This is a genomic window from Geobacter sp. (genome assembly GCF_030834625.1).
Classification (GTDB): domain Bacteria; phylum Desulfobacterota; class Desulfuromonadia; order Geobacterales; family Geobacteraceae; genus Geobacter.
In genome coordinates, this window is sequence record NZ_JAUQXO010000075.1 from 74332 (window position 1) to 91554 (window position 17223).

Annotated in this window: 14 protein-coding genes and 1 pseudogene; 7 read left to right on the forward strand and 8 right to left on the reverse strand. The window is 60.2% G+C overall.

What is annotated here, in order from left to right:
- Positions 1-81: 81 nt before the first annotated feature.
- Genes lipA through gcvT form a run of 6 tightly spaced genes read right to left on the reverse strand, consistent with a single transcriptional unit; the run spans position 82 to position 6040 of the window.
- The gene (gene lipA / locus RCH91_RS18095) at positions 82-933 is read right to left on the reverse strand and encodes a lipoyl synthase (RefSeq protein WP_306536391.1); all 852 of its coding nucleotides are present in this window, start codon (positions 931-933) and stop codon (positions 82-84) included.
- The gene (locus tag RCH91_RS18100; protein WP_306536392.1) at positions 930-1760 is read right to left on the reverse strand and encodes a lipoate--protein ligase family protein; all 831 of its coding nucleotides are present in this window, start codon (positions 1758-1760) and stop codon (positions 930-932) included. The genes lipA and RCH91_RS18100 overlap by 4 nt, the downstream gene beginning before the upstream one ends.
- A complete protein-coding gene (gene gcvPB, locus RCH91_RS18105; RefSeq protein WP_306536393.1) occupies positions 1750-3195 on the reverse strand; it encodes an aminomethyl-transferring glycine dehydrogenase subunit GcvPB in 1446 nt (481 codons plus the stop codon). The genes RCH91_RS18100 and gcvPB overlap by 11 nt, the downstream gene beginning before the upstream one ends.
- Entirely contained in the window at positions 3186-4532 is a 1347-nt protein-coding gene (gene gcvPA, locus RCH91_RS18110) for an aminomethyl-transferring glycine dehydrogenase subunit GcvPA (RefSeq protein ID WP_306536394.1), read from the reverse strand. Before gcvPA ends, gcvPB begins: the two co-directional genes overlap by 10 nt.
- Positions 4529-4903: a glycine cleavage system protein GcvH gene (gcvH, locus tag RCH91_RS18115; protein WP_306536395.1), complete on the reverse strand. Its 375-nt coding sequence runs from the start codon at positions 4901-4903 to the stop codon at positions 4529-4531. The genes gcvPA and gcvH overlap by 4 nt, the downstream gene beginning before the upstream one ends.
- Positions 4904-4951: 48 nt before the next feature.
- Positions 4952-6040, reverse strand: coding sequence for a glycine cleavage system aminomethyltransferase GcvT (gene gcvT, locus RCH91_RS18120; protein ID WP_306536396.1), 1089 nt, complete (start codon positions 6038-6040; stop codon positions 4952-4954).
- 382 nt (positions 6041-6422) lie between these two features.
- Here gcvT and RCH91_RS18125 point away from each other — a divergent pair, with 382 nt between their 5' ends.
- The 3 genes from RCH91_RS18125 to RCH91_RS18135 are packed head-to-tail and all read left to right on the forward strand — an operon-like array spanning position 6423 to position 10223.
- Entirely contained in the window at positions 6423-7538 is a 1116-nt protein-coding gene (locus RCH91_RS18125; RefSeq protein ID WP_306536397.1) for a hypothetical protein, read from the forward strand.
- Positions 7535-9289 carry an Mbeg1-like protein gene (locus RCH91_RS18130; protein ID WP_306536398.1) on the forward strand — a complete coding sequence of 585 codons (1755 nt, stop codon included), beginning with the start codon at positions 7535-7537 and terminating at the stop codon, positions 9287-9289. Before RCH91_RS18125 ends, RCH91_RS18130 begins: the two co-directional genes overlap by 4 nt.
- Positions 9267-10223 carry a calcium-binding protein gene (locus RCH91_RS18135; RefSeq protein WP_306536399.1) on the forward strand — a complete coding sequence of 319 codons (957 nt, stop codon included), beginning with the start codon at positions 9267-9269 and terminating at the stop codon, positions 10221-10223. The genes RCH91_RS18130 and RCH91_RS18135 overlap by 23 nt, the downstream gene beginning before the upstream one ends.
- A 5-nt stretch (positions 10224-10228) precedes the next feature.
- On the opposite strand, the pseudogene RCH91_RS18140 reads toward RCH91_RS18135, so the two are convergent.
- Positions 10229-11050 (reverse strand): annotated as a pseudogene (locus RCH91_RS18140) (transposase); the annotation flags it as partial.
- A gap of 65 nt (positions 11051-11115) precedes the next feature.
- Between RCH91_RS18140 and RCH91_RS18145 the strand changes: the two are divergent.
- Positions 11116-11340: a hypothetical protein gene (locus RCH91_RS18145; RefSeq protein WP_306536400.1), complete on the forward strand. Its 225-nt coding sequence runs from the start codon at positions 11116-11118 to the stop codon at positions 11338-11340.
- Between the two features lie 7 nt (positions 11341-11347).
- Here the strand turns inward: RCH91_RS18145 and hypA are convergent, their stop codons facing one another.
- Positions 11348-11680 (reverse strand): hydrogenase maturation nickel metallochaperone HypA, encoded by a 333-nt coding sequence (hypA, locus tag RCH91_RS18150; RefSeq protein WP_306536401.1) that lies wholly within the window; start codon positions 11678-11680, stop codon positions 11348-11350.
- Positions 11681-11847: 167 nt separating this feature from the next.
- Here hypA and RCH91_RS18155 point away from each other — a divergent pair, with 167 nt between their 5' ends.
- Genes RCH91_RS18155 through RCH91_RS18165 form a run of 3 tightly spaced genes read left to right on the forward strand, consistent with a single transcriptional unit; the run spans position 11848 to position 17220 of the window.
- Positions 11848-13254: an ATP-binding protein gene (locus RCH91_RS18155; protein ID WP_306536402.1), complete on the forward strand. Its 1407-nt coding sequence runs from the start codon at positions 11848-11850 to the stop codon at positions 13252-13254.
- Positions 13255-13270: 16 nt separating this feature from the next.
- Positions 13271-14647: a sigma-54 dependent transcriptional regulator gene (locus RCH91_RS18160; RefSeq protein WP_306536403.1), complete on the forward strand. Its 1377-nt coding sequence runs from the start codon at positions 13271-13273 to the stop codon at positions 14645-14647.
- Positions 14648-14655: 8 nt separating this feature from the next.
- Positions 14656-17220 (forward strand): glycosyltransferase family 1 protein, encoded by a 2565-nt coding sequence (locus RCH91_RS18165; protein ID WP_306536404.1) that lies wholly within the window; start codon positions 14656-14658, stop codon positions 17218-17220.
- Positions 17221-17223 lie beyond the last annotated feature (3 nt).

Below are 17223 nucleotides of genomic sequence, written 5' to 3' on the forward strand. Positions count from 1 at the left end.
ACCGTCAAATAACCGCCCCACGTCCTCCCTTGAAGGCGAAACAGGGGTCCAACGGATATTCAGCACGTTTCGTGCCGAGGGTTATGGTTGACCGCCGTAGCGGGCCGCGTGGTAGGAGCTTCTCACGTATGGCCCGCTCTCCACGTGGGCGAACCCCATGGCAAGGGCCTCAGTGCGGTACTTTTCGAAAAGCTCGGGCTGGACGAACTCCCTGACGGGATGGTGGCTCTTGCTGGGGGCAAGGTACTGGCCGATGCTGAGGTAGGAGCAGCCGGCCTCCCGCAGATCGGCGAGGACCGCCAGCACCTCCTCCTCCCTCTCGCCGAGGCCGAGCATGATTCCCGATTTGCTCCTGACAGCGGGATCCAGCTCCCGCAGGGTCCGGAGCACATCGAGGGAGCGACCGTAGTCGGCCCCTGCCCGAATGTGGTAGAGGCGCGGCACCGTCTCCACATTGTGGCCGATGATGTCCGGAGCAGAGGCGACGACACGGGCGAGACTCGCGCGGCTCCCGAGGAAATCGGGAATGAGGAGTTCCACCTTCGTGGCGGGGGACGCACGCCGGATGGCAACGACTGTTTCGGCAAAGAGGCCGGCGCCACCGTCGGGGAGGTCGTCCCGGGTGGGGCTCGTGATGACCACGTGGGAGAGGCCGAGACGGCGGATCGCTTCGGCTACCCGGGCCGGTTCGTCGGGGTCGGGAGGGAGAGGTGTCCGCTTCGTCACGTTGCAAAAGGAGCAGAGGCGGGTGCAGTCGGCCCCCAGGATGAGGAAGGTCGCCTGCCGCTCCCGGAAGCACTCTGTGATATTGGGGCAGCGGGCCTCTTGGCAGACCGTGTGGAGGCGCAACTCACCCAGAAGCCCCTCCATCCCGGCGTGGGCCGCCGGGTTAATCTTCTTTTGAAGCCACTGGGGCTTGCGGACGATGGTCATGGCGTTTCTCCGTGCAGATTCCAGGCTTCCTTTCCGTAGCGCTCTGCACCGAGGCGGGCCGCGGTCGCCTTTTCCTCCGCCGTGAGCGATGACGGAACGAGATCAACGCCGAGGGATTCCTCGAAGGCGGCGGCTAGGCGTTCCCGCAGCCATGCTGGGTCAGTCGTAACCCCCAGTTGGGCGAGGCTCGTGGTTCCCTCCAGGAGCCCCCGGGGGGGGGCCTGGAAAAAGAGAAGCGCCTCGGCCAGGGCGCATCGCAACGGCAGGGAGCCATGCTGGAATATCACGTCCTTCAGCCGCCGCTGGGCGTTGCCGCCGATCTTTCTCCCACCGGCCACGATGTCGTATTCCTCCTGGCCGGCGAAACAGAGGGGCGTCCGCCCCCCGAGGCGTCCTCCATCGGACGGGGAATCCACGGCCCAGGAGGCCTCTATCCCGAGATTGCCGTAGAAGCGGAGCAGAAAACCGGTGAGCGCCCGAAACGATTCCTTGACGCCCCGGGCGTCGGAAATATGGCGCGGGGCGCAGATGACGGCATAGGTGAGCTCCGCGGCGTGATAGATGACCCCGCCGCCCGTGATCCGCCGCACCACGGGGATGCCGGCCGCCGCGCACCGCGCCAGATGGAGCGCCTCCTCGGCCCGCTGGAACCTCCCCAGCGAAAAAGCCGGTGGCTCCCACCCGTAGAGGCGGAGCACCGGCAGCGATTGAGCAGGATCGAAATGCTGAAGAAGCGCCTCGTCAACCGCCATGTTGGCGGGGCCGTCCAGGGGGCCGGTGTCGACGAGGCGCCAGCGGGTCAGGTTCTCGGAGAAATCAGCAGCCAAAATAACAGACGTTCTGCTCCCGCGCCGCCTTGGTCTCGTCGAGGCGGGTTACCGGCATGGTCTTGGGGAACTCGGCAAAGGCGGCCGGGTCCGACTCGGCCAGTTCCGCCGCCTCGCGCATGACGGCGATGAAGGCGTCGAGGGTCTCCTTGCTCTCGGTCTCGGTGGGCTCGATCATGATGGCCTCCTTGACGATGAGGGGGAAGTAGACCGTGGGGGGGTGGTAGCCCCGGTCGATGAGGAACTTGGCGATGTCGATGGCGTGGACGCCGTTTTTCACCTGCCGGGCCGCCGAGAAGACGCATTCGTGCATGCAGGTCTGGTCGTAGGGGAGGTCGTAGACGTCCTTCAGGCAGCTCATGACGTAGTTGGCGTTCAGCACCGCCTGCTCGCTCACCTGGATGAGCCCGTCGCGGCCGAGCATGGTGATGTAGGCGAAGGCCTTGGCCATGACCCCGAAGTTGCCGAAGAAGCCGGAGGTGCGGCCGATGCTCCCGTGGGCCGGGGCGTCGACCCCGTAGCAGCCGTCGTCGTACTTGACGATCCGAGGGGCCGGGAGGAAGGGGACCAGCTGCTTCTTCACCCCCACCGGGCCGCTCCCGGGGCCGCCCCCGCCGTGGGGGGTGCCGAAAGTCTTGTGGAGGTTCACGTGGATCACATCGAACCCCACGTCGCCGGGACGGACCTTGCCGAGGATGGCGTTCAGGTTGGCGCCGTCGTAGTACATGAGAGCGTCGTGGTCGTGGGCGATGTCGCAGATCTCCTGGATGTGCGGGTTGAAGAGCCCCAGGGTGTTGGGGCAGGTCATCATGACCGCCGCCACCTCGTCGGTCATCACCTCCCGGAACGTGTCGAGATCCATGTCGCCGTAGGGAGCCGTCGGGACGGTGATGATCTCGTACCCCACCATGGCGGCCGAGGCCGGGTTGGTGCCGTGGGAGGAGTCGGGAACCACCACGTACTTCTTCCTGTTCCCCTTGGCCTCGTGGTAGGCGGCGATGAGCATGATGCCGGTCATCTCGCCGTGGGCGCCGGCCATGGGCTGGGTAGTCACCTCGTCCATGCCGGTGATCTCGGCAAGGGTCGCGCCAAGCTCGTAGGCGAGCCCCAGACATCCCTGGCTGAAAGAGGCCCCGTGGGGAAGGAGCGGCACCATGGGGTGGTAGGGGGCGAAGAGCTTAGCCGCCTCCTCCAGGGCCTTGGCGTTGTACTTCATGGTGCAGGAGCCCAGGGGATAGAAGTTGGTGTCCACCGAGAAGTTGCGGCGCGACAGGCTGGTGAAGTGGCGCACCACGTCCAGTTCGCTGGCCTCGGGGAGGGGAGCGGGCTCCTGACGGCGAAGCGCGGCGGGGAGTTCCGGGGCGGCGGGGACGTCGCTGGCGGGAAGCCTTACCCCACGGCGGCCGGGGACCGATTTTTCATAGATCAGCTGCATAGGATACCCTCCAGGTGACGGGCGAAGGTGTCGATCTCCTCCCGGGTCCGCTTCTCGGTCACGGTTACCACCATGCACCGCTCCATCTCCGGATAATGGAGTCCCAGGGGAACGCCGGCCGCGATCCCCTTCCGCAGAAGGGCCACGACCACCTCCTCGGCGATCTTCGGCAGGCAGACGGTGAACTCGTTGAAGGTGGCGCCGCCATTCATCACTTCCACCCCACCGATGGCGCCGAGAACCTTCTTCGCGTACTCCGCCTTGTCGTAGTTGAGGCGCGCCAGCTCCGCAAACCCCTGGGTGCCAAGGGAGGAGAGGAAGATGAGGCCCCGCAGGGCGCAGAGGCCCTGGTTGCTGCAGATGTTGGAGGTGGCCTTGTGGCGCTTGATGTGCTGCTCCCGGGCCTGGAGGGTGAGGACGAAGCCCCGCTCCCCCTTTTTGTCCACGGTCTCGCCGATGATCCGGCCCGGCAGGTTGCGGATGTACTCCTTGCGACTGGCGATGAAGCCGAAGGAGGGCCCCCCGAAGGAGAGGGGATTGCCGAGGCTCTGGCCGTCCCCCACCACGATATCGGCCCCCATGGCGCCGGGACTCTCCACGAGTCCCAGGGCCACCGGGTAGGCGGAAACCACCAGGAGCGCCCCGGCGGCGTGGGCATCGGCGGCAAGCCGGCGGAAGTCGCTCACGCTCCCGAAGAAGTTGGGGTTCTGGACGAGGACCGCAGCCGTGGCGTCATCGATCGTGGCCCGGAGCCGCAGGTCGTCCTCCATGCCGAGCTTCGGCCCGATCTCCACCAGCTCCACATCCAGATTGGCCAGATAGGTCCGGACGATCTCCCGGTGGAAGGGGTTCACGGCCCCGTCGATGACGAGGCGGTTGCGCCCCGTTATCCGCAGCGCCATCATGGCCGCTTCGGCCAGGGCCGTGCCGCCGTCGTAGAGGGAAGCGTTGGAGACCTCCATGCCGGTGAGGCGGCAGATGGCGGTCTGGTACTCGAAGAGGGCCTGGAGGGTCCCCTGGGAGCATTCGGGCTGGTACGGGGTGTAGGCGGTGTAGAATTCGGCCCGACCCGAAAGGTGGTCCACCACGGCCGGGATCAGGTGGTCGAAGTACCCACCCCCCACAAAGTGAGAGAGATGCTGGGCGTTCTTCCCGGCCAGGTGCTCAAACCGGTGGAGCATCTCGAACTCGGACATCCCCTCGGGGAGATCGAAGGAGCGTGCCCGCAAAGCCGGCGAGATCGGCCGGAACAGGTCCTCGATGCTCGACGCCCCCATGGCCGCCAGCATCTCCCGCACCTCCTCCGGCGTGTTGGGACAGTAGCTGGCAGTGCTCATCCGAGGCTCCTCACGTACTCGTCATACTGGTCGCGGGTCATGAGCTTCTGGAGCTCGGCAGGGTCGGCCATCTCGATCAAGGCCATCCAGCCGGCATCCTCGGCCGCCTCGTTGACGATCTCGGGACGCTCGTCCAGGGCCTCGTTCACCTGGGTCACCTTGCCGGAAACCGGGGCGTAGATATCGCTGGCCGCCTTGACCGACTCGATGGCGGCCAGGACCTCAAACTGCTTCACAGTCTTCCCCACCTTGGGAAGCTCCACGAAGGTGACATCCCCCAACTGGTGGGCGGCATACTCGGTGATCCCCACCGAGGCGACCCCCTCCTTGACCTTGACCCACTCGTGCTCCTTGGTGAAATAGGTTTCCATGTATCCCTCCTTGATTTTGATAATGATCCGTATCCGGCAAACGATTTCTTATGAACGCAGCGACCCGCCCCGGTAGAACGGAAGCTCCACCACCGTCGCCTCCATGCTCACCTTTTCGTGGCTGATGGTGAGGGGCGCGCCGAGCGTGGCCACCGCGGGGGCAACGTACCCCATGCCGATGCCGCAGCCGAGCATGGGGGAGAAGACGCCGCTGGTGACAGTGCCGACCCGCTCCCCTTCGAAGAATATCCCGTAGTCGTGGCGAGGGGAACGGCGGGAGGTGACGTCAAAGGCCACCTTCATCCGCGTGACCCCTTCGGCCCGCTGCTTCAGCAGTGCTTCCTTCCCCACGAATGCCTTGTCGAAGTTCACGAAGGCCTCAAGCCCCGCCTCGATGGGGGTGGTTGCCTCGTCGATGTCGCTCCCGTAGAGGCTGTACCCCATCTCCAGCCGGAGCACATCCCGGGCGCCGAGTCCGGCAGGCTTCACCCGCTCGTCGGCCAGGAGCCGGTTCCAGAGCTCCGCGCTCTTCTCCGCCGGGAGGAATACCTCGTACCCCAGCTCGCCGGTGTAGCCGGTGCGGCTCACGATGGCGTCAACGCCGAGGACTTTCGTCCGGATGAACTTGAAGTAGGGTATGGCGGCGATCTCCGGGCCGACCACCCCGGTGAGCACCTCGCGGGAGAGGGGCCCCTGGAGGTCCAGCTTGCCGGTGGCGGCGGAGATGTCGCGGAACTCCCCCCCGGAGAGGCGGGCGGAGATGGCGGCGAAATCCTTGGCGATGGTGGCGGCGTTCACCACCACCATAACTTCGTCCTCGGCCAGGCGGAAGACGATCAGGTCGTCGATGACGCCCCCCTTTTCGTTCAGGAGAAAGCCATAGCGGGAGCGCCCCACCGGGATCGACTTCACGGAGAAGGTGAAGACGTCTTCGAGCCCCGAGGCGACGATGTCTCCCTTGAAGTGGAATTCCCCCATGTGGCAGATGTCGAAGAGGGCCGCCTTCTCCCGGCACCAGCGGTGCTCGGCGATGATCCCCTCATATTGGATCGGCATGTGCCAGCCGCCGAAGGGGGCCATGAGGGCCTTCAGTTTCTCGTGTTCAGCGAAAAGGGGAGTATTTTTGAGCTGTTCCATGACGTGACCTCGTAAAGGAGGATGGGCGGGATAAGGGGCTAAACTGTAAGATAATCGGGAGAAATTGTAAACGGTTTTAACGGCAATTCAAGGCCGGTTCAGATGGCGCCGAGAAACCGGTACGATGGCTATGGTAATCGTCTTGAATTATCATCCACCGATGCACACGCATGGGGGAGCAATCCGCTCGCCTGCCAAGGTGAGCTGCCAAGAAAACTTAGTATAAAATATACTGACAATGAACTTGACACGACAATCTGCAACAAGTACAAATGTGCGCCAATTAATCAAATTTGTCACGGTCGACCACCCTCCGATGCAATCAGCGGCAAAACGCAGGGACAAGCAAACAGACATCTTTCCGAAAGGGTAACAGTTGGCTATGCACAAACTGGTGTTGCAAAAAAAACTAAGAGAATTTTTAACGCTAATCTCGAAAAGCCAGATCAGCTTTAATGCACGGCTGATTACTCTCATGTCAGTTGTGGTAATCGCAAGCTCCGGATGCAAGAAGGAGGAACCACCCCGTTCCTACAAGGTAATTGATACCGGAATGTGGACCAGCGTGCCAGGCGGTCCCATCAAATGGCTTGATAATGATCGGGTGCTGTTTCCTTCCAATGAAAAACTCGCGCCGGCGGGAGGACCGGCCCGTATGACGGTCTGGAGACCGGCAACCGGTCAGCTTGAGTTCTTCCAACCATGGAGAAGTGATGTGTGCGTTGAAGATAGTCAAGTGGTTTACGGCGTGAACGATGCCACCGGCAAGAACGTGACCTATTACCGTGGCCCTGTTGAAAATCCCCAAGAATACCCCCCTCCTCGGCATAACATGTATATGAGGAAAAATTTTAGTTGCGGTTGGGCAGAGAAAGACATTCGTGAGAGTCGAGCAAGCATCCCATATCGAATCAGGCTGCGGGATGACAATTTTCTGGAAATAACAGGCGAAAATCCAAATCCGGAACCTGACCCTCAAAATCTGCGGAAAAGCTCGCCAGTAGCACACACAGCTGCTTATCATGAACGTGAGGGAAGCAATGCTGTTCCCTTACCATTAATGCTAAGTGGTTGGGATAGTTATTATCCCAATTATATCGAATGGCGCAACGCATACTTGATAGCCCCCGACGCTTACTATCCTGGCAGACGCATACGTTTATGGTGGATCGAACGTGATGGTCGTATTCTTGAAGAACAATTGCCTGAGTCTCTCTCCTTTCCTGCACCTGGGGGGATAGCTTTTTACCCAACACCCAATGGGATATTTATTCACTATAACGGCGGAGACTTGAAGAAAGTTAGAGGTGGTTACTTTCTGAAAAATGACAAACTTGAACAACTCATTAAGGCCAATCTTCATGGCGTCGCTCTTTCTCCTGATGGCTGCCGAGTTGTGTTTGATCATGCGCAAAACCCTAATGATTACTTGTCAAAAGAAAAACCACACAGAACGCTTAAAATGATTGATTTCTGCATTCAAGGAGGAAAACAGTGATAACGGATCAGCAAGCGCAAATCCTGGCAACTGCAAGCAATGCCGCCTATCCCGGCAGTCTCGATTACATCAATATGCGCGGTTATGGATATACAGAGGCCAAGGCCTTCCCAACAGACCCCAATACTGGCTTCAGTGCCGTAGTATTCAAGAAAGAGGGCACGCAAGAGTATATCGTCGCTTTTACGGGCACCCAAAGCGCCCAGGATGCGGCCGCTGATATCGGGTTGGGAACTCTCCAATGGGAAAATAATCAAGCAAGTGTAATGAATTACCTAAACAATTTGCCTGCGGATGCCAAGATAGACTTTACCGGTCATAGCCTTGGTGGAGCTCTGGCCCAATATGCCGCCTATGATTATTTGGCAGCTCATCCGTCTGCAACTGCCTCGCTGACAACCTATAACGGCCTGGGAGGAATGAACGGTCTTCAACAAATGGATAGAGGTTATGATTCAAGTGTTGCATCCCGCGTCGAAGCTGCTCATTTCTTTGCGGAATCTTCAGGCATGCAAGACATAGTGGCACGACTCGGCGGAGAGCATTTCGGGGGAAATACTTACGCGATCCCCATGGCCCAGGAAAACGCTTGGCTTGGTTCCATACATAGTGCTTGGGATGACTTCAAGAATTTAACGGTTCCGCAGAACCCCACATCTCCCAATTATCTTAATATTGATGGGGCTCAAAACCTCGCCAGTTTCTTTGGTTTTTTCGGAGACGATGGACGCATTTCAAACACAGAGGGTGCGCTTAGAGCTTTAGGAGGGGTGTTAACCGCGCTGTCAACAGCCCCTGCCGAAGAAATTGATATATTATTTGATGCTCTGTTCCCTCCTTCATTCCCTCTTGATATTGACTGGGGAATAGCACGTGACTTGATGCCGCCTCAAATCAAATCACTGGCTTTAGTTTATGGACTTGAAGCTATTGCTATGGGCAATGTCCGCCAGTTTTTTGACTACTTGGATGATCTTCTCACGAAAACCATTTCCGACGGCAACACACTTATTAACAACCTTATAAATCAAATAGCCAATATCATAAACACCACCATAGTCCGCACCCCCATCTTCGGCCGCATCGACCCCCTCGCCCTTGACCTGGACGGCGACGGCATCGAAACCATCGCAATGTCCGCCTCCACTGCCATGTTCGACCTCGACGGCGACAGCTTTGCCGAGAAGACCGGGTGGATCGCCAAGGATGACGGCATTCTGGTGCTGGACAGAAACAACAACGGCCAAATCGATGACAACAGCGAGGTGTTCGGAAAGAGCACGATAAACGGATTTGACGAACTCAAGCAGCTCGATGCCAATACTGATGGCGTCATGGACACCAATGACTCCATGTTTGCCGCGCTGCAGGTCTGGCAAGACCTTAACAGCAACGGCATTACCGACGCCGGTGAGCTGAAAACTCTCTCGGATGCGGGTATCAGCTCCATTAATCTGACATACGCCGAGTCGGCCACCGACTCGAACGGCAACCTCATCAGCCAGACCGGGGCATTCACCCGAACAGACGGAACGCAGGGGGTCGCGGCGGATGTGGACCTTCAGGTCAACCAGGCTTATTCAAGTTACAATGGCGACTTCACACTTGATGCGGAAACGCTGGCCCTTCCGTGGCTGAGAGGATACGGACAAGTAGCGGCCCTTCCCATTGCGGCGAGCCAGAGTGCCGACTTGAAGGCCTGCATTGCACAGCTAGCGCAACAGACTGATGCCAAAACGCTTCTATGCTGACTTTGACACCCTGCTGGCCAAATGGGCAGGGGTGGAGAGCATTGATCCCACGGCAATGCGGGGAGCGGTAACCGACCGCATGATTACGATTGTCGAAAAGTTTCTTGGGTGGGAATATCAACGAGTGATTCCTTCGCAAGAATGGATTATTCAAACCTACGTAACTCAAGGGCCGCCTCCAGGCTATCAAATTGTCGGTTACCGCGAAGAAGTGGTTTCTACATCCGTAGTATCTAGCTCTGGATATTCTTCAACAGTAACCACCGAAGTGCAGGAATACGACAAGCAAAGAATCACCAACATGTATAATTCGCTCAAAGACATGTTCTTTGTTGATTTTATTGCTCAGACTTCGATCGGAAGCAGTCTTGGCATAGGATACGACTTTTTTAAAGACAAGATACAGTTTGACAGTCCCCTGTCGCCAAGCATGATTGTTGCTAATTTGATGGATTCCTCAACCATATTTACGCCGCTCATTCTGCTCAAAGCATTGAAAGAGAATGGGCAACTGGATATGACCACCTTCGACGCGGTTCCCGAATGGTCGTACATCAAGAATCCCGTTCTCAACTGGATTGCGAATCCGACTTCGTTTGTCGATGTCCAGGCCAACCTGACTGCCGACTTGTTGTCTTCGTCGATGATTGCTGTAGGTAGTGATGCCGATAATACAATAAGTAGTACAAGTAGCGCTGACCTGATATTTGGAAATGATGGTGCGGATACTTTGCAGGGGAACTGCGGGGATGATGCTCTTTTGGGGGGATGCATTAGGGACGTTGTTTATTTGTCAATTAATCTAAGCAGCTCGGGATCACTCAACACCATTTTCTCCCCTCTCCCGGCGGCGACACTTACTCCGGCACGACCAAGATTTACCTGTCTGCCTACTTCGACTCCGCTATGCCCTTCCCGGCGGACAGCTAGATAGCATATCAGGCTCCGCACTTCTGCAATTCGTGTTGCACGACTATGGCCCCGCAGCTCATCCTCATCGATGCCGAAGTGATTGCACACGCTGGCAACTACTGTGGCTAATTTAACGGGTTGTGGTAAATGCGCTTCAAGCCCCTTGCGGGTCCGCAGTTCCTCGATAAATTCGCCACTACCGAGAATCCTTGCATCATATTTTTCTGCACCCGACCCTTCCAGTACTTCCTTGGAGATCCTCCGCCCGCCGCCAAGCTCTTCGCGTTTTCCCAACGCTACCCCGTCGGCAACAAATTGCCGATACTTCGCTCTCGCCTCGCGCTTCCGCTTGCCGAAAAGGGAAAGAACTTCGTCCACAACCTGATATTTCATTACGTTTTTCCCCAGAATGACTGAGTGGCCGGACCAGGGGTAACCATCGAGGGCAGTGAGATCGTCAACCAATCCGGCACGCAAGGGATTCAGATGGATGTAACGAACCAGCTCCAGCAGATAAGCGTCCTCTTCGCAGACGATTGACTTGTAACGGTTCTGAAACAGATGGCCAGAGCGTTTATGTCTAAGGTTGAAGTAGATGGCGTATCCCGTGAGTAGCCGACGCATGAACGGGGCGAGGCGGGTGTCACGCGGCCGAAGGAGAAGATGGAAGTGGTTGGACATAAGCGCCCAGGCCAGACATTCGGTGCCGGTCTGGACAAGAAGCTTGGAGAGGTTTTCTACGAAGCGGCTCCGGTCGCGATCATCGCGAAAAATATCACATCTCTCCACGCCACGAACTATGACGTGTTGAAGAAGATCGGGAGCATCTAAACGGGCAGCTCTTGGCATGATGGGAAGGTAACGGCAAAAGGAGTTTTAGTCAACAAATAAACAACGTCCCTGTCGATAGGAAGGTGATTTCCATCAGCCCCGACGCCTTTGACGATGAGAAGCTTGGGCCGGTCTACAAGGTGAGAGTATCGCTCGAAAGAACCAGCATCCTGGTGAATGGCCGTCAGACTCCGATATCACCCGGCATGACCGTGGCCGCAGAGGTAAAGACGGGGAAGAAGAGGATCATCGAGTTTTTCCTTTCTCCTGTCATCAAGTATGCCAAGGAGAGTCTCACGTTGCGGTAGCCACTCCCTACTCCACCTCCAGCTCCCTCACCCGCAGCTCCTCCCCCCCCACAACCCGCACCCCGTAGGCGCCGCACGCGGGGCAGGGATCGAAGTAGCCGCGAACCGGAAATTCCCTGCCGCAGGAGGAACACTCCCCCCGCCCCGGCATCTGCTCGATGACAAGCCGGGCCCCCTCCAGAAGAGTATCCCGCGTGCAGGCCTCGAAGCAGAACTCCACCGCCTCGGGCACCACGCCGGAGAGGTCGCCGATCTCCAGCGTCACCGCAAGGACCCTTCGCCCCTCCGCGCTCTTCTCGCATATCTCCACCACGCTCTGGGTTATGGACATCTCGTGCATGTGCGTCTCCCCCGTCCGGCGACCCGGAGGGGGCCGCAGCAAAATGTACGGCCATGATACCAGAGTCGGACCTCCGAGGGAAAGGGCGGGATATACGTCCTTGTCTCCACCGGCGCGGGTGATGTATACTTTCGCGGTATTTCGCGCAGTTCACTTCGAGGTTACCCATGACCCTCAACACCCGGCTGGTGATGATCATGCTGTCGCTGCTGGTCATCGCCATCCTCACCCTCTTCTTCCTGAACCAGTACAGCCAGAACGACATGGTGGATGAGATCCAGGAGAGCTCCACGGTGGTCACCAGGGCCCTCCAGATGAGCATTGAGGATCTGACCTCCGAGTTCGAGCCCGACCGGGAGCGCCTCATGGAGTATATGAAGGAGGCGAAGGTCAAGGGGGTCAAGGAGATCAACATCATCAGCAACGAAGGGGAGATCATCGACTCCTCCGACCCGGCGAAGATTGGAAAGAAACGGGAGATCAGAAAACTCGAGAAGGGTCTCAAGGTCTCCCCCGGAACAAAGGCCGAAGCAGGGTCGTCGCGGGCCTATGACCTGGTCGTTCCGGTCATCGTCGGCGATGAACAGCTGGGCTACGTGCAGATCAACCTGCTCCTCGACAACATCCGCACCATACAACATGACAACTTCATCAACCGGGTGGTGGCCACATCCCTGGTCTTTCTCCTCGGCATCTCCCTCACCATTTTCCTGGCCAAGCGCTACACCGCCCCCATCAAAAATCTGGCGGACGGGGTGCGGCGGGTGGCCGACGGAGACCTCTCGGTCACCTTCCCGTTAACAAAGGGTGACGAGATCGGCGATCTGGCCAAGAACTTCAACGAGATGGTGGAAAAGCTCCGGGAGCGGGAAATTCTCGAAAAGCGCCTCTACGAGGCGGAACACCTCTCCCGGGTGGGGCAGCTCGCCTCGGGGATCGCCCACGAAATCAGGAACCCCCTTAACTACATCAGCCTCGCCATTGACCACCTGAAGAGCGAGTTCCTGGCAGCCTGCCCCGGGAAGACGGAACGGTTCATCCCCGTGGCCGACAAGATCAAGGAGGAGGTGCGGCGGGCCAACTACATGGTGGTGAACTTCATGAACTTCGGTCGCCCCCTGAAGCTGCGGATTGCCGACATTTCCTATTCCGAGCTCATCGAAAATGCCCTCCCCGTGCTCCAGGAAAAGCTCACGGAGCAGCGGGTCGCGGTTCGCATCGCAATCCCCGCAGACCTTCCACCCATGCGGGCCGACGCGGAGATGCTCCGCACCTGCATCTTCAACTTTGTCACCAACGCCGCCCAGGCCATGCCCGACGGCGGCACCATCACCCTCGGGGCCACCTACGACCGGGAGCAGAACCGCTTTCTCCTCACCTTCAGCGATAAAGGGGGAGGCATCCGGGAGGAGGACCTGCCGAAGATCTTCCAGCCCTGGTACACCACCCGCGAGGCCGGCATCGGCCTGGGACTCGCCATCACCGAACGGATCGTCCGGGAGCACGGGGGAGAGATACGGGTGGCGAGCATCTCCGGCACGGGGACGACGTTCACCGTCGTCCTCCCTGCATAGACAAAAGGAAACTTCCATGAACGGAACCATTCTCATAGTTGACGATGAACGCGGACAGCGGGAGATCCTCCAGACGATCCTCGAAGGGGAAGGATACCGCGTCGTGGCGGCCCCCGGAGGGCGGGAAGCCCTGGAGCGCCTCGAAGCGAGCGAATTCGACGTGATCCTCACCGACCTGAAGATGCAGGGGATGTCGGGAATGGAGCTCCTGGAGCGGGTCCTGGAGGCCGACCCCCTCCAGTGCGCCATCATGATGACCGCCCACGGCACCGTCGACTCGGCGGTGGAGGCCATGAAAAAGGGGGCTTTCGACTATCTGGAGAAGCCCCTGGAGCGGGACAACCTGCTCCTCACCCTGCGCCGCGCCTTCGAGCGGGTGAACCTCCTGCGGGAGAACCGGATCCTCCAGAAGAGGCTCAAAGAGTCGAGCGGCATCCCGAACATCATCGGCGAACACCCCAAGATGAAAGAAGTCTTCCGGATCGTCGGCAAGATCGCCCCCACCGCCTCTACGGTCCTCATCTACGGCGAGTCGGGAACCGGCAAGGAGCTGGTGGCCAAGGCGATCCACGACGGAAGCCCCCGCAAGGAGAAGCCCTTTTTCGCCATCAACTGCGCCGCCATCCCCGAGAGCCTCATGGAGAGCGAGCTCTTCGGCCACGAAAAGGGGGCCTTCACCGGCGCCAGCTCCCGGGAACTGGGGATTTTCGAGGCGGCCGACGGGGGCACGGTCTTTCTGGACGAGATCGGCGAGATGAGCGTGGCGATGCAGGCAAAGCTCCTGCGCACCATCCAGTCGAAGGAGATCCGCCGGGTGGGGGGGAAGGTGAACATCCCCGTGGATGTGCGGATCGTCTCCGCCACCAACCGGGACCTGGAGACGGAGATCAAACGGGGGGGATTCCGGGAGGACCTCTTCTACCGCCTGAACGTGATCCGGATCACCCTCCCCCCGCTGCGGGAGCGGGGGAGCGACATCGCGGCTCTGGCCGACTTCTTCGTGAAAAAGTACGGCGCCCAGGCGGGGAGCACCGTCAAGGGAATCGCCAAGCCGGCCCTCAAGCTCATCATGGATTACAGCTGGCCCGGCAACGTCCGGCAGCTGGAATCGGTCATCGAGCGGGGGGCGCTCATGGCAGAGAGCGACCTGATCCAGCCCGAGGACCTGCCGGCCGAGATCACCGAGGGGCTCTCCCTGGCGGGATGGGTCCCCTTCGAGCTTCCCCCCGAGGGGATCCAGTTCGAGGAACTGGAGCGAAACCTCATCATCAAGGCCATGGAGCGGGTCGACTGGGTCATCGCCAAAGCGGCGCCGCTCCTCGGCATGAGTTACAAAACGCTCCAGTACCGGCTGGAAAAATTCGGCATCGAAAAACCGGGGCTTGAGGACTAGGAGACGTAATGGATTTCACCAAAAGAATGCACCGCTTCACCGTCGTGCCATCGCTGACGGGCGAACTGGCCAGGCTCCAGACCATCGCCTACAACCTTTGGTGGACCTGGGAGCCCGAGGCGGTGGAACTCTTCAAGCGGCTCGACATCGACCTCTGGCAGCAGACCCGCCACAACCCGGTGGAGATGCTCGGCATCCTCCAGCAGACCACCCTCGACAAGCTCACCGCCGACGAAGGATTCATGTCCCAGTTGAAACAGGTGGACGAAAAGTTCCGGGAATACCTGTCGGCCAATACCTGGTTCGATCGTACCTGCAACGGCGGAAAGCCCATGACCGTCGCCTACTTCTCCATGGAGTTCGGCATCCACGAGTCGCTCCCCACCTATTCGGGGGGGCTCGGGATCCTGGCCGGCGACCACCTGAAATCGGCCAGCGACCTGGGGATACCGCTGGTGGGGATCGGCCTCCTCTACCGGCAGGGATACTTCCGCCAGTACCTGAACATCGAGGGATGGCAGCAGGAGCTCTACCCCGAAAACGACTTCTACAACCTTCCCCTGAAGCTGGAGCGGGACACCGCCGGCGCCCCCCTGGCCGTGGAGCTCGACATGGGGGGGCGCCGGGTGGTGGCCCACGTCTGGCGGGTTCAGGTGGGGCGCATCCCCCTCTACCTTCTGGATACGAACCTGGAAGAGAATGCCCCCGAGGACCGGGAGATCACGGCCCAGCTCTACGGCGGCGACCTGGAGATGCGGATCAGGCAGGAGATTCTCCTGGGGATCGGCGGCATCCGGGCCCTCCACCTCCTCGGCATCGCCCCCAACGTCTGCCACATGAACGAGGGACACGCGGCTTTTCTGGCCCTGGAGCGGACTCGACTCCTCATGGAGGAGCATGGCATCCGGTTCGACGAGGCCATGGAGGGGGTGCGCGCCGGCAACGTCTTCACCACTCACACCCCGGTGGACGCCGGCATCGACCACTTCCCCCCCGATCTCCTGGAGAAGTACCTGGGGCGCTACTATCGCTCCCTGGGCCTCTCCCGGGACGAGTTCCTGGCCCTGGGGCGGATCAACCCGAAGAACCCCCACGAAGCATTCTGCATGGCAGTGCTGGCCCTCAAGCTCGCCGACCACGCCAACGGCGTCTCCCAGCTCCACGGGGATGTGTCGCGGCGCATGTGGAAAAACCTCTGGCCCGAACTCCCCGACGAGCATATCCCGGTCAACTCGGTCACCAACGGAGTCCACACCAAGACCTGGCTCTCCACCGAGATGGCGGGGCTCCTCACCCGCTACCTGGGGAACCGCTGGAGGGAGGACCCCACCGACCCGCTCCTCTGGAAACGGGTCGCCCACATCCCCGAATCGGAGCTCTGGCGGACCCACGAGCGCTGCCGGGAGCGGCTCGTCCTCTTTGCCCGCCGCCGCCTCAAAGACCACTTGAGGCAGGTGGGAGCCACCGCCAAGGAGATCGCCCAGGCAGACGAGGTTCTGGACCCCGAGGCCCTCACCATCGGCTTTGCCCGCCGCTTCGCCACCTACAAGCGGGGGACTCTCCTGTTCCGGGACCTGGCGCGGCTGGAGAAAATCCTGGCCAGTACCGAACGGCCGGTGCAGATCATCTTCGCCGGCAAGGCCCACCCCCACGACACCGAAGGGAAGGAACTGATCCGGGAGATCTTCCAGTATTCCCTCGACAGGCGGTTCCGGGGACGGATCGTCTTCATCGAGGATTACGACATGGCGGTGGCCCGGCACCTGGTCCAGGGGGTCGACGTCTGGCTCAACACCCCGCGGCGTCCCCTGGAAGCCAGCGGCACCAGCGGCATGAAGGTGGCCTTCAACGGCGGCCTCAACATGAGCGTCCTCGACGGCTGGTGGCCCGAGGGATACCGGGGAAACAACGGCTGGGCCATCGGCAAGGGGGAGGTCTACGACGACCTGGACTACCAGAACGAGGTTGAAGGGCGGGCCATCTACGACCTGCTGGAGAAGGAGGTGGTCCCCCTCTTCTACGACCGGGGGCCCGACGGCATTCCCCGGGGGTGGCTTGCCAGCATGAAGGCGAGTCTCCAGACCCTCTGCCCGGTCTTCAGCACCGAGCGGATGGTTCAGGAGTACACCCGGACCATGTACCGCCCCTCCTTCGCTCACTGGGAAATGCTCTCGGCGGACGGGCTGGCCCTGGCGGTGGATCTCGCCCGGTGGAAGGGGGATATCCGCCGCACCTGGCATCAGGTAAAAATTGCGGGCATCGAAGCCGAAGCCGCCGCCGAGGTCCCCCTCGGCACGATCATCCCGGTGACGGTGGATATCGCCATGGGCGATATTCCTCCCGACCAGCTGGCCGCGGACCTCTACTGCGGGGTCCTCGATTCCCGGGGAAACATCGTCGGCGGCGAACTGGTCCCCCTTGTCTGGGTGGAAGATGCGGTAGGGAGCGTCCACCGTTTCCGAGGGGAGTTCGAGAGCCGCTTCTGCGGCAGGCACGGTTTCATGGTGCGGGTCATGCCGCGGCATCCGAAGCTGGGGCCGGTCTACGAGCAGGGAACCATTTCCTGGGGGTAAGGG